Genomic DNA, 12,217 nt, shown 5'->3' with positions numbered 1-12,217 from the left:
GGAAGCACACCGAAGTGGGTCTTAACGACCTGTGGTAAACGTAGCGGGTTGGTTACCGCTTTCCCTGGTCAACCTGGCGTGTAGGGTGCTCTCTACAAGCCCCGTCGTTCACGGCGGGGTAGTTGACCGTTAAAGCCCAGTTGATAAGAAGTGTTTCATAACCCAGCGTGCCGCAGCGTCTGCCTGCCAGAATAGAATACGTGATCCGGGGTTAGCGGTCATAACCTTGTAGTGGTCATCCCAGGTGCCCACCAGATGCTGCTCCTGCATGGCGACCAGGCCCAGGGCAACGCGGCTGCGGCGCTTGGCTGGCAGCTGGAACACCCCGGTGGGTACGCCAGAGGTTGCCGCTTCGCACACCATCGACATGCTGTCGGGGGTTATCCAGGCGCAACGGCTTTGCGCCAAGGTGTTGCTGAGCCAGTGTTCACCGGTATCCTGCGGTGTTAACACTTGAATCCGGTTGGTTTCCAGCGCAGTCAGCGCCTGCAGGCAGCTAGCCGGAGTTCGCCGGGAACTGCTGATAACCCAGCTCCATTGCCGGTAGCTGTGCAGCAATTCCTGGATCTGTGCCAGAACAGCATGGTCGCTCCACTGAAAATGTGCTGACGGACCACCCACCAGAATTAATCCGCGGGGCTGCGTACCCAGTTCTTTAACGGGGGTTACGGCGTTGATTGCGCCCTGGGTCAGAAACAGGTTCGGGTCCGGTTTCACTCCGTCGTGTTGGGGAATAATGGCGCCATCCACCCAGCGCAGTGGGAAGCCCGGTTTCATCAGCACCAGTGTGCGCGCGCCTTTAAGCTTGCGCAGGGCCAACAGTAAACGGTGGGTTTTGGAGCCGGCAGCAATGATCAGGTCTGGCTTTGGCAGAGCAGGATCGAGCGCGGGCGGCCGTCCCAGGAGTACTCGCCATAGGGGCGTTTTGACGGTGCTCACGTCTATCCAGTGCAGCGAGGCACCGGCCAATACCCGCAGGCGGTTGCCCAGGCCTTTGAGTTGGTTGCGGTGGCCTGGTTTGTTGTCGGTGAGCAGCCAGATAACCGGGCAGGATGAGTTAGCGTTTGCGGCCATAGAAGCCTGGGTCATCTGGATCGGGTCGGGTTTTGAAACGACGGTGCATCCATAGGTACTGGTCCGGTGCGCGTTTTATTTCCTGCTCTATGGTCTGGTTAATCGCGGTTGCGTCAACAAGGTCGTCGCCACTTGGGAAGCTTTCCAGAGCCGGATGAAAGTAAATGTCGTAGCCCGGTTTGCCGGTGCGGCGAAAGTGGCTGAAGGGCACCACCTTGCAGCCACTGCGTTCGGCAATGCGAGAAGTGGCGGTAATGGTGCCGGTTGGTATCCCGAAAAAAGGCGCAAACACGATGTCTTTTCGGCCGTAATCCTGGTCGGTCGCGTACCAGACCGCGTGGTTCTGTTTCAGGCTGCGAAACAGTCCGCGCAAGTCGCGGGCGCCATGCACCATGCCGTAGCGGCGCTCGCGAGCGCGGGTCATTATTGCATTCACCAGCGGGTTGTTGTGGTCCCGCTGCATGACGCTTGATTCTATGAAATGGGTGGCAAGGCTGCCCCCCATTTCCAGTGTGCTGTAGTGTCCGCCGACCAACAGCACGCCTTTGCCACCTTCCAGCGCGCGCTCGAAGTGCTCCAACCCATGTAAGGTGGTAATGGCTTTGAGTTTGGCGGTATCGCAAAACCAACACACACCAATTTCCAGCAAGCCAATACCATTGGCGATAAAAGATTTTTTGACCAATTCGCGTTGCTGCTGCTCAGTGAGTTGCGGAAAACACAGGCGGATGTTGGTCTCGGTAATGCGCCGCCGGCTGCTACCCAGGCGCCAAACGAGGCGGCCCAGGCCGGAGCCGAGCCACCACTGCACGCGTAAGGGCAGCTGCGCTACCAGCCACATAAAAAACATGGCAGCCCAGGTAGGCCACCAGCGTGGGTGACGGTACGCACTTAAGTCGGTATTTCGCGGTTGTTTACGGTATTTATTCTTCACTAAGGTCAAACTCGCACGTCTTTGAAATTTTGAGTAAGCCAGAGCACCGGCAAGCCCAGGCGCTAGCAATAGCGGGTGCCGCTGTTAAAGGCAAATCGCTGGTGTTTGGTCTATGATAGCGCACTGCCTTATTCGGAGCCCGCTGTGCTGCAATTTATCTATTCCCAACTGATCCGCCTGCTGCTGCCCTATATTTTGCTGCGCCTTTGGTGGGGCGGTCGCCATTCTCCAGACTTGCGCCGTAACTGGGCCCAGCGTCTTGGCTTTGCACCGGCGGTAAGTGCCCCTGTTATCTGGGTACACGCGGTGTCGGTAGGGGAGACGATTGCCGCGGCACCCATGGTGCGGCGACTTTTGGTGCGTAATCCGAATGTTACCATTTTGATGACGGCGATGACCGACACCGGGCTAGCCCAGGCTCAGACAATGTTTGGTAAAAAGGTGCAATACGCTTACGTGCCTTACGATACACCAGGCGCGGTAAATCGTTTTCTGGCGCGGGTTCAGCCGAGTATTCTGGTTATCATGGAAACGGAGATCTGGCCGAATCTAATCAGCCAGAGCCGTAAAGCGCGCGTACCTGTGTTTTTGATCAACGCGCGTCTATCGGAGCGTTCGGCGCGGGGTTATGAGCGCGTTCGAAGTTTGGCGAGACCCGTCATGCAGAGTATTAGCTGGGTGGCGGCGCAAGCTGAACAAGATGCAGCGCGGTTTCGTCGAATTGGCGTGGCTGCTGACAAGGTTGCCGTTACTGGCAGTGTGAAGTTTGACGTGGACATTGAACCGCGGGTGCGCAAGCAGGCTCAGCAGTTGAAGGCGCACTTTGGCGGTCGTCCGGTCTGGATTGCCGGCAGCACCCACGACGGTGAAAGTAGGCAGCTGCTTAAAACCCACCGAAAACTACTGGCGGCTGTACCCGATGCGCTGATGATTATTGTGCCGCGCCATCCCGAGCGTTTCGAGCTGGTCGCCAGCGCTGTTAAAAAGGCAGGTTTCAGGCTGGCCCGTCGATCGTTGAACGATAGCCCCGATGCTGCTCAGGTGTATTTAGGCGACACCATGGGCGAACTGATGATGCTTTATGGCGCCAGTGATCTTGCTTTTATTGGCGGCTCGTTGATTGAGCGCGGCGGCCACAATCCTTTGGAGCCGGCGGCCTGGGGGATAGCGGTGATCTCTGGCCCCCACGTATTCAACTTCGAGTCGATTTATAAGTGCCTGCAGGAGCACGATGGAGTGACCATCGTAGAGTCTGCTGGGGAGTTGTTAGTGTGTCTGAGTCGGCTATTAAATAATCAACAGGCGTTGCACGAAAGCGGTCAGCGCGCTTTGGCGGTAGTGGAAAGTAACCGAGGCGCGTTGGACCGTGTGGTGGCCGGCATCAGCCAGCGGGTTTAGGCCCGCTGGCTGAAAAATACGGCTACCGGCTTACTGGCTCATTGTTTGGCTACTTAAGGTTGTGTCGTCGTTGGCCAGGGCTTCGATGCCCGGTGCGTTTGCGCTCAGCCAGTTGTTCAGCTCTACCAGGTCCTGCGGGCTTAGGGTGCCAGCTGACTGCTTAAGCCGTAACGAGTTCACCACGTAGTCGTAGCGGGCGTTGGCGAAGTCTCGCAGCGCTACATAGTAAGCGCGCTCGGCATCCAGCACTTCGACGATATTTCGTGTGCCGACTTCGTATCCCGCTCTGGTTGCTTCGAGAGCACTGCGACGGGAAATGATTGTCCGCTCCAGGGCGGAAGCGGATTCGATGTTGTTATTTACGGTGAGGAAAAGGCTGCGGGTGTCCACTCTGACATCGCGCTGCGTCGTGTTGAGTTGCTGTTCCGAGACCCTTACCAATGCCCTCTGCTGACGTACACCTGCCTGGGTACCTCCGCCGCTATACAGCGGAATGTTGAGTTCAAGGCTGATTGAGTTAATGGTTGTGGTACCTCCACCCTGAGTTTGCACACCAGAAAAGCCACCCAGGCCCCGGAGATCGGAGTTAACGTGGGAAGCTGTCAGGTCAAGTGTCGGATAGTGCCCTGCCTTGGCTACCTTCAATTGCGCTTCGGTGGCTGCCAGTTCGTGACTGGCTGATTGAATCGACCAGTTCTGCTGTAAGGCAGTTTCTTCCCAGACGGAAGGGTCCATTGGTGTGGGCCTGCTGAGAGGAAACTCCTGGCGCAGGTTCTCGACGCTGGTGGCGTACTCGCCCGTCAGCCGTGCCAGTCGCTCCTTGGCAACATTGAGGTCGTTCTCTGCCGCAATGCGCAGGCTCTTACTGTCGTCAAAGCTTGCTCTCGCTTCGAAGACGGCGGTAATCGCTATGAGGCCAACGTCGAACCGTTCCTGTGCCTGTTTGTACTGCCGCTGGATAGCTGCCTCCGTTGCCCGTGCAGTGCTCAGCGCATCGTTTGCCCTGAGCACGTTAAAATACGCAGTGGCAACATCCAGTATCAGCTGCTGCTGAGCAAGGTTGTAATCGGCTCTGGCGGCGTCTGTGTCCAGTTTGCTGACGTCATGCCGGAACCACTCTTCAGCCCGGAACAGCGGCTGAGTCAGCTGTAAACCATAACGGAGAATCTTGTAGCTGTCGTTACTGGTCGGTTCGTCCGAGTCGTCGTGGGTCGCACCGCCAAATGCGCTGAGCTGGGGAAGCAGAAAGCTTCGTGTTACTCCCGTCGCTTCCTCAGTCGCATCCAGTGTGGCTCTGGCACCGGCAATACCGGAGTCGTAAGAGATCGCTTTTTCGTAGGTTTCAATCAGGTTCATGGCAAGCACGGGCGTAGCCGCAAAAAGGCCAATAAGCCCGGATAGCAATTGTTTCTTCATTTTATCTCCTGAGAACCTGTGCGCTTGGGCGAGTGCCCGCTTGGTGGCAAGCAAATCTGTATTTCCCATTATGGCCAATTATCGCCGGTAGCTCTACCGTTGTAGAAGGCATGTATTAGCGCGTGCCAGTCAATCCCAAAACCAGCCTTACACCATACTTGCAATCCATGCAGGCCAGCGACTATCTTTCAAAACTGTTTTTAGCTTAGGGCACACCATGACCAAACCGTTCCAGTTTCAAGCTGACGACGTCAGCATCGAAAAGCGTGAAACCGTGTTTCAAGGCTTTTTCCGCATGGACAAGCTGTGGCTAAGTCACCCGCGTTTTGACGGCCGCACCATGCCCACTTTCACCCGCGAGCTGTTTGTCCGCGGCGACGCCACCTGCGTGCTGCCTTATGATCCGCAGCGCGATCAAGTCGTATTACTGGAGCAGTTTCGCCTGGGGGCGATCGGGCGCAACCAGTCGCCCTGGCTGCTGGAGCTGGTGGCGGGCATGAACGAAGAGGGCGAAAACCCGGAAGACGTGGCTCACCGCGAAGCCGACGAAGAAGCCGGCCTGATTTTTAAACGCCTGGACCCTATTTGCAGTTACCTGGTGTCGCCCGGAGGCACCACTGAAATGATTTATCTGTATTATGGTGAAATCAGCAGTGCAAACGCCGGCGGTCTGTTTGGCCTTGAACACGAACACGAGGACATTCGCGCCCACGTGCTGGCTGCTGAGGACGCCATAGCCATGATCAAGGACGGTCGTATCAACAACGCCGCCGCCATTATTGCATTGCAATGGCTTGAGCTGAATCGCCCGCGCCTGCGGGAAGGTATGAATCGGTCAACTACCCCGCCCTAAAGGACGGAGCTTGTAGAGAACACCCTGCAAGCCAGGTTGACCAGGGAAAGCGGACACCAACCCGCTACGTCCGTGACAGGTCGCTAAGACCCACCGCCGAATGCTTCCTCAGTTCGGCGCTCTGGAAGACTCAGATGAAAGGTAAAACGCCGAAGGTTTAGGTCGCTGCGACATCGCAGGAGCCGGTCACGGACATTCCCGAGGGGAGAGAGGCTTCGGCCTCCGTTACAAGGCCCGTAAGGGCATTCATTGAAAGGAAAACGATGTCGGTCTTCGTATTGGATAGACGCAAACACCCCCTTATGCCGTGCACCGAAAGGCGTGCGTGGCTTTTACTCGACCGTGGTCGAGCGGTGGTAGTGCGTGCGTATCCGTTTACGATCCGGCTGAAAGACCGTACCGGTGGTATCACACAGCCGGTCCGTATCAAGATCGATCCCGGCAGCAAAACCACCGGGATTGCAGTGGTGAGAGAAAACGGCCAGAAGCAACACGTTCTGGCGTTAATGGAGTTGGCCCATCGCGGTCGTCAGATCAGCAAGTCACTGGAACAACGCCGGGCGTTTCGCCGCCGGCGCCGCAATCAACTGCGGTACCGGGCACCCAGATTTTTGAATCGAACCAAGCCCAAAGGCTGGCTGGCCCCGAGCCTGCAACACCGGGTGGACACCACGAAAAGCTTGCTGAATCGGCTTCGATCTCTGGTGCCGGTTGTGTCTATCAGCCAGGAGCTGGTGCGTTTCGATACGCAAAAGATGGCGAACCCCGAAATCAGCGGTGTCGAATATCAGCAGGGTACCTTGCTCGGCTACGAGGTCCGCGAATACCTGCTGGAGAAGTGGGGGCGCGAGTGCGCTTACTGCACCGACAAAGACACACCGCTGCAGATAGAGCATATCGACCCAAAAGCCAACGGTGGTTCGAATCGCATCAGCAACCTGACCTTGGCGTGCCGGCCGTGCAATCAGGAAAAGAACCGGAAGTCCCTGGTTTCATTCTTTGCCACATCCAAGCGGCTAAAGAACCATCAGGCCAGGCTGGATCGCATCCTCAAACAGTGCAAAAAGCCCTTAAGAGACGCTTCAGCGGTCAACTCAACCCGGTGGGCGCTCTATCAGACCCTGAAGCAGACGGGCCTGCCGGTTGAAGTGGGTACCGGCGGCCGCACCAAGTTCAATCGTCGGCGACTGAACATTCCTAAGACACACGCGCTGGATGCGGCTTGCGTCGGAGAAGTCGAGATCGTAGAGGGCTGGGACGTTCCAACCTTGGCGATCAAGGCCACCGGGCGTGGCAGCTATAAGCGCACGCGCTTAACAAAGCACGGCTTCCCCCGCGGTTACCTGATGCGCCAGAAGCAAGTCAAAGGTTTTCAGACCGGCGACATGGTGCGCGCCGTGGTGCCGACAGGCACGAAAGCTGGCACCTGGCTGGGCAGAGTCGCCGTTCGCAAGACCGGAAGCTTCAATATTCAGACAAACAGTGGCGCCATCCAGGGAATATCTCATCGCCACTGTGCTTTAACCCAACGAGCGGATGGCTACGGCTATCACATCCAACCCAACCAACGAAAGGAGGAGGGAGACAGGAAAAACGAGTCGCGCTGAAGCACGACGCGCTATCCCTCCCCGACCTGAAGGACGGGGTCTCCCGCGCTAAATGATGAGACCCAAACGCTACGTGCCAGACCTGCGGCAGCTGGGCGCTTTAGGTGATGGTAATTATCAAAGGCTGCGTAAGCTGCGCCAGTTGGAAGCCGACGGTCAGCCCGTTGCAGAGTTTGAGCTTCACCGCGAACACCAGTATTTAGGCCGGGTGCGTATCGAAATTTTGCAAACCGCGCGCTTTACCGAAACCCTGCTGCTTGAACAGGTGCACAACGCCGGGCATTGGCTGAACAATCCGAAAATGACCGTGCGGGTGTATCATGATGCCAGTATGGCGGAAGTGATCAGCTGTTACCGTGGCCGCCAGATTGCGCCGGTGAACGATTACCCTAATCGCTATATGCACCATCCCGATGAAAAAATGCAGGTGAACAGTTTTTTGACTGACTGGCTGGATTACTGCCTGCGTTTTGGCCACCTGCCAATGGAACATGCGGTCTGGACATCGGGTGACTGCCAGAATTAATTCCGCCCAATCGTTTTGATAACCTGCTAAACCGCACAAAAACACGGCCTGAACTGGCCAGAATGTGACTTCTTTAGCATTCAGCAAAGGGTCCGTAAGCTCCGGGCAGCGTAAACTGGAAGTCACCCTTAACGCGATGTTTGCCGGATCTGCCTCATGACGACTCAATCTTTGCTGCAAGAGCAGCGACCGCTAAGAGTTCTGCAACTGACAGATCCCCACCTGAAAGCCGACCGCGATGGTAAGTTGCTTGGCATGAACACTCGCGACAGTCTGGCCGCGGTGATTGATGACGTACTGAAACGCTGCGGTCAGCCAGATTTGGTGCTGGCCACCGGTGATTTGGCACAGGATGGCAGCGTTGACGCCTACGAGGCATTGGCGCAAGCGTTGGCGAGATTTGATTGTGACAGCATTTGGATTCCGGGTAACCACGACAATACGGACTGGCTGTGGCCAGTGGCCCAACGCTACCGTGCCGAACGGAAACACCTGAAGCAGGGCGGCTGGCAGATTCTGATGCTGGACTCATCGGTACCGCGCAAGGTGCACGGCGAGTTAACCCGGCAAGAGTTGGAATGGCTGGACGCAACTCTGACAGCGAACCCCCGGTTGCCCGCGCTGATAGCTTTGCATCATCACCCGGTGGATATAGCCGCCAACTGGATGGCCGATATTGGCCTGCACAATCGTGACGCTTTCTGGGAAATTATTAATCGCCACCCACAGGTTAGGGTTGTCACCTGGGGCCATATTCATCAGGAAGTGGACCGACAAGAAAACGGCGTGCGCCTGTTGGGCACGCCCTCAACCTGTATTCAGTTTACCGCCGGCGCCCGTGAGTTCTCGGTTGAAGAGCGCCCGCCCGGGTACCGTTGGTTCGAGCTGGGCAGCGACGGTGGGTTTACTACCAAGGTGCACCGGGCGCTGGATTTCAAGGTAGTGCTGGATCGCGACAGCGGGGGCTACTAGGCTGCGATCAGCTATCCACCCCTATCTACTTAGGCCTGTTTAAGCGGTTTGCTCTGCCAGTTTCTGGCGCAGCTCTTTGGCAGCGCTCACCATAGCCCGCAGCGCTGGCTGCACTTCCTCCCAGCGGCGGGTTTTCAGGCCGCAATCCGGGTTTACCCACAACCGCTGCGCCGGAATCCGTTCCGCTGCCTTGTTCATCAAGCCGGTAATCTGATCGACCTGCGGAATGTTCGGGGAGTGAATGTCGTAAACACCGGGGCCAATGTCGTTAGGGTAGTCAAAGTTCTTGAAGGCGTTCAGCAGTTCCATGTCGGAACGCGACGTTTCAATGGTAATCACGTCGGCATCCATGCGGGCGATGGCAGCGATAATGTCGTTGAACTCCGAATAGCACATGTGGGTGTGAATCTGGGTTTGATCACTCACGCCGTTAGCGGTTATGCGGAAAGCGTCTACCGCCCATTGAAGATAGCTGTCCCAATCGGTCTGGCGTAATGGCAGGCCTTCGCGCAGCGCGGCTTCGTCAATCTGAATGATTTTTACACCAGCTGCCTCCAAATCCTGCACTTCCTCGCGAATAGCCAGCGCCAGCTGCAAACAGGTGTCACGGCGGGGTTGATCGTCGCGCACAAAGGACCAGTTCAGAATGGTGACCGGGCCGGTCAGCATGCCTTTAAGCGGTTTGCTGGTGAGCGACTGGGCGTAGTTTATCCAGTCTACCGTCATCGCTTTTGGCCGCGAGATATCACCGAACAGAATCGGTGGCTTCACACAGCGGGAGCCGTAAGACTGCACCCAGCCGAAGCGACTGAACACATAGCCGTCCAGCTGTTCGCCAAAATACTCCACCATGTCGTTACGTTCGGCTTCACCGTGCACCAGTACATCCAGTCCCAATTCTTCCTGCTGGTGCACGCAATGGGCGATTTCCTCGCGAATGCGCTCCTGGTAAGCGGCGGCATCCAGCTCACCCTTGCGAAATTGCAGTCGGGTTTGGCGAATCTCAGCGGTTTGCGGAAAAGATCCGATGGTGGTGGTTGGAAAGGCCGGCAGATTCAAGAGCTGCTGTTGCAGAGCAATACGTTTGCCAAACAGGCTCTTGCGCTGGCCCAGTTCGGGCGTGATCGCCGCCACCGATGCGGCTACTTTTGGATTGTGCACCCGCGGTGAATGGCGACGGCTGGCCAGCGCTTGCGCGTTGGCGGTAAGTTCTGCGGCAACGGTGTTGCGGCCGTGGGTCAAGGCGCGGGCCAGCAGGTTCAGTTCTTCCAGTTTCTGTTGGGCGAAGGCCAGCCAGTTGCGTACTTCGGCATCCAGCTCGGTTTCTTGAGCCAGGTCCACCGGCACGTGCAGCAGTGAACAGGACGGCGCTAGCCATAGCCGATCACCCAGTTTCTGCTGTATGGGTTCCAGCCAGTCCAGCGTTGCCGGCAGGTCGGTTTTCCAGATGTTGCGACCGCTTATGATTCCTAACGACAGCACTTTGTGGCTTGGCAACCAGTCAACCAGGCGTTGAACTTCCGCCGGTGCGCTAACGGCGTCCAGGTGCAGGCCCGCCACTGGCAGTTCGCAGGCCAGCTGCAGATTCTCACGCAGTTCTCCAAAGTAGGTGGTTAGTAGCAGCTTTACCGGTGCGGATTTGAACTGGTGGTAGGCGAGAGTAATGGCATGGCGCCAGTCGCTGTTGAGTTCGGTGACCAGCGCCGGCTCGTCAATCTGCACCCAGCTGGCGCCATTGTCCGCCAGGGCTTGCAGTAACTCGCCGTACACCGGCAGCAGTTTTTCTAACAGGGCCAGGCGGTCACTGTTGTCTTTGCTTTTGCCCAGCAACAGATACGACACCGGGCCAAGAATCACCGGTTTTGCGGCAACGCCTTGCGCGCGAGCTTCTGTCAGTTGCGCTACCAGGCGATTGGCGTTCAGACTAAATTCTGTGTCGGCGTGGAACTCCGGCACGATGTAGTGGTAGTTGGTGTCGAACCACTTGGTCATTTCGCCTGCGTGACATTCGTTCGTCTCACCCGCATGGACAGGGTCGCAGGCACTGTCGCTGGCGGAGCGGCCGCGGGCCACGCGAAAATAATGGTCCAGCTCGGTGCCGTCGTTGGCGCTGGCGCGCTCGGGCAGATTGCCCAGGGTAGCGCTCATGTCCAGAACTTGGTCGTATAAAGAAAAGTCCCCCACGGGCACCCAATCCAGCCCCTGCGCTTTTTGTTGCTGCCAGTGTTTGGTGCGCAAAGTGGCTGCGTTAGACTGCAGTTCGTCAGCGTCAATTCTGCCCTGCCAGAAAGCTTCCTGGGCAAATTTCAGTTCGCGCTGGGCGCCAATGCGGGGAAAGCCCAGGTTGTGGGTAATGGTCATGTTCATCTCCGGAATAAAGCGTGTGTTTTGATTGCTGTTGGTTATGAACAATCAGACTACCGCTGAGGAGTTATGAAAAATAATGGTATTATTTCACATATCCATGAATTCTATTCACGTTAGGCTGAGCTATGATTGGGCAGATCTGTGATTGAACGTAACCATCTGGAGGTTCTGCGGGCCGTAGAAGCGGGTGGCTCCTTGACCGCCGCCGCCGAACGCCTGCACCTGACCCAGTCGGCGCTGAGTCATTCCATCCGTAAACTGGAGCAGCAGCTCGGCACTCCTTTATGGTTACGCGAAGGCCGGCAACTGCAGTTGACCCAGGCGGGCAAATACCTGCTGGCTCTGGCGAACCGTTTGCTGCCGCAATTCGAGCATGCTGAACTGCAAATCGATCAGTTCGCCCGCGGCCAGGCAGGCACACTGCGCATTGGTATGGAATGCCATCCCTGTTATCAGTGGCTGTTAAAAGTGGTGGGGCCGTATCTGGGGCACTGGCCCACGGTAGACGTAGACGTAAAGCAGAAATTTCAGTTTGGCGGTATTGGCGCGCTCTTTGGCCATGATATTGACTTGTTGGTAACGCCAGACCCGTTGCACCGGCCGGGCCTGGTGTTTGAACCGGTGTTTGATTACGAGCAGGTGCTGGTGGTACACAGTGGCCATCGATTGGCACACAACGATTGGATCAGCGCGCAAGATCTGGAGCCAGAAATTCTGATCACTTACCCGGTGGCGGTGGAGCGTCTGGATGTATACACCCACCTGCTACTGCCGGCCAACATTCGCCCGGTGCGGCACAAAACCATCGAAACCACCGACATTATGTTGCAGATGGTCGCTGCCGGCCGCGGTGTAACGGCTCTGCCACGTTGGCTGGTGCAGGAATACCAGCAGCGTATGTCCATTGTGCCGGTGCAGCTGGGCGAAACGGGCATTGGTAAACAGATCTTTCTGGGCTGTCGCGAGCGCGACCGCAATGTGGATTACCTCAGTGCGTTTATGAAGCTTGCCACAGAGGTTCGCCGAGACGACATCGCGCTAGACGCTGGATTGACGAATTAGCCAGACGA

The 12,217-nt window shown here is 57.0% G+C and carries 10 protein-coding genes; 6 read left to right on the top strand and 4 right to left on the bottom strand.

What is annotated here, in order from left to right:
• Positions 1-129 precede the first annotated feature (129 nt).
• Both MELB17_RS11590 and lpxL read right to left on the bottom strand, forming a co-directional pair.
• On the bottom strand, positions 130-1,074 hold the full coding sequence (locus MELB17_RS11590) for a mitochondrial fission ELM1 family protein (RefSeq protein WP_007350433.1): 945 nt from the start codon (positions 1,072-1,074) through the stop codon (positions 130-132).
• A complete protein-coding gene (gene lpxL, locus MELB17_RS11585) occupies positions 1,058-2,008 on the bottom strand; it encodes an LpxL/LpxP family Kdo(2)-lipid IV(A) lauroyl/palmitoleoyl acyltransferase (protein ID WP_083796385.1) in 951 nt (316 codons plus the stop codon). The genes MELB17_RS11590 and lpxL overlap by 17 nt, the downstream gene beginning before the upstream one ends.
• A gap of 144 nt (positions 2,009-2,152) precedes the next feature.
• On the opposite strand from lpxL, the gene waaA reads away from it, so the two are divergent.
• Entirely contained in the window at positions 2,153-3,406 is a 1,254-nt protein-coding gene (waaA, locus tag MELB17_RS11580; protein WP_036184627.1) for a lipid IV(A) 3-deoxy-D-manno-octulosonic acid transferase, read from the top strand.
• 30 nt (positions 3,407-3,436) lie between these two features.
• On the opposite strand, the gene MELB17_RS11575 is transcribed toward waaA, so the two are convergent.
• Positions 3,437-4,822 (bottom strand): TolC family outer membrane protein, encoded by a 1,386-nt coding sequence (locus MELB17_RS11575; RefSeq protein WP_007350430.1) that lies wholly within the window; start codon positions 4,820-4,822, stop codon positions 3,437-3,439.
• Positions 4,823-5,039: 217 nt separating this feature from the next.
• Between MELB17_RS11575 and MELB17_RS11570 the strand changes: the two genes are divergently transcribed.
• The 4 genes from MELB17_RS11570 (at position 5,040) to cpdA (ending at position 8,780) form a co-directional block, all read left to right on the top strand.
• On the top strand, positions 5,040-5,675 hold the full coding sequence (locus MELB17_RS11570; RefSeq protein WP_007350429.1) for an NUDIX domain-containing protein: 636 nt from the start codon (positions 5,040-5,042) through the stop codon (positions 5,673-5,675).
• A 263-nt stretch (positions 5,676-5,938) separates the two neighbouring features.
• Positions 5,939-7,282 carry an RNA-guided endonuclease IscB gene (iscB, locus tag MELB17_RS11565; RefSeq protein ID WP_083796380.1) on the top strand — a complete coding sequence of 448 codons (1,344 nt, stop codon included), beginning with the start codon at positions 5,939-5,941 and terminating at the stop codon, positions 7,280-7,282.
• Positions 7,283-7,334: 52 nt separating this feature from the next.
• The gene (locus MELB17_RS11560) at positions 7,335-7,808 is read left to right on the top strand and encodes a DUF1249 domain-containing protein (RefSeq protein WP_007350427.1); all 474 of its coding nucleotides are present in this window, start codon (positions 7,335-7,337) and stop codon (positions 7,806-7,808) included.
• Positions 7,809-7,964: 156 nt separating this feature from the next.
• Positions 7,965-8,780: a 3',5'-cyclic-AMP phosphodiesterase gene (gene cpdA / locus MELB17_RS11555; protein WP_007350426.1), complete on the top strand. Its 816-nt coding sequence runs from the start codon at positions 7,965-7,967 to the stop codon at positions 8,778-8,780.
• A 39-nt stretch (positions 8,781-8,819) separates the two neighbouring features.
• Here cpdA and metE read toward each other — a convergent pair whose 3' ends face one another.
• Complete coding sequence (metE, locus tag MELB17_RS11550; protein WP_036184585.1) at positions 8,820-11,141, bottom strand: 5-methyltetrahydropteroyltriglutamate--homocysteine S-methyltransferase; 2,322 nt, start codon at positions 11,139-11,141, stop codon at positions 8,820-8,822.
• A gap of 147 nt (positions 11,142-11,288) precedes the next feature.
• Here metE and MELB17_RS11545 point away from each other — a divergent pair, with 147 nt between their 5' ends.
• Positions 11,289-12,209: a LysR family transcriptional regulator gene (locus MELB17_RS11545; RefSeq protein WP_007350424.1), complete on the top strand. Its 921-nt coding sequence runs from the start codon at positions 11,289-11,291 to the stop codon at positions 12,207-12,209.
• The last annotated feature ends 8 nt before the right edge of the window (positions 12,210-12,217 follow it).

The sequence above is a fragment of the Marinobacter sp. ELB17 genome (assembly GCF_000169375.1).
Taxonomy (GTDB): Bacteria; Pseudomonadota; Gammaproteobacteria; order Pseudomonadales; family Oleiphilaceae; genus Marinobacter.
Note: the sequence above shows the minus strand (reverse complement) of the source record. Positions and strands in the feature narration are given on the sequence as shown.

Excerpts from the sequence above, each read along its gene's own strand:
- MELB17_RS11590 (WP_007350433.1), bottom strand. The coding sequence starts at position 1,074 with ATGGCCGCAAACGCTAACTCATCCTGCCCGGTTATCTGGCTGCTCACC.
- cpdA (WP_007350426.1), top strand. The coding sequence starts at position 7,965 with ATGACGACTCAATCTTTGCTGCAAGAGCAGCGACCGCTAAGAGTTCTG.
- iscB (WP_083796380.1), top strand. The coding sequence starts at position 5,939 with ATGTCGGTCTTCGTATTGGATAGACGCAAACACCCCCTTATGCCGTGC.
- metE (WP_036184585.1), bottom strand. The coding sequence starts at position 11,141 with ATGACCATTACCCACAACCTGGGCTTTCCCCGCATTGGCGCCCAGCGC.
- MELB17_RS11575 (WP_007350430.1), bottom strand. The coding sequence starts at position 4,822 with ATGAAGAAACAATTGCTATCCGGGCTTATTGGCCTTTTTGCGGCTACG.
- MELB17_RS11570 (WP_007350429.1), top strand. The coding sequence starts at position 5,040 with ATGACCAAACCGTTCCAGTTTCAAGCTGACGACGTCAGCATCGAAAAG.
- MELB17_RS11560 (WP_007350427.1), top strand. The coding sequence starts at position 7,335 with ATGATGAGACCCAAACGCTACGTGCCAGACCTGCGGCAGCTGGGCGCT.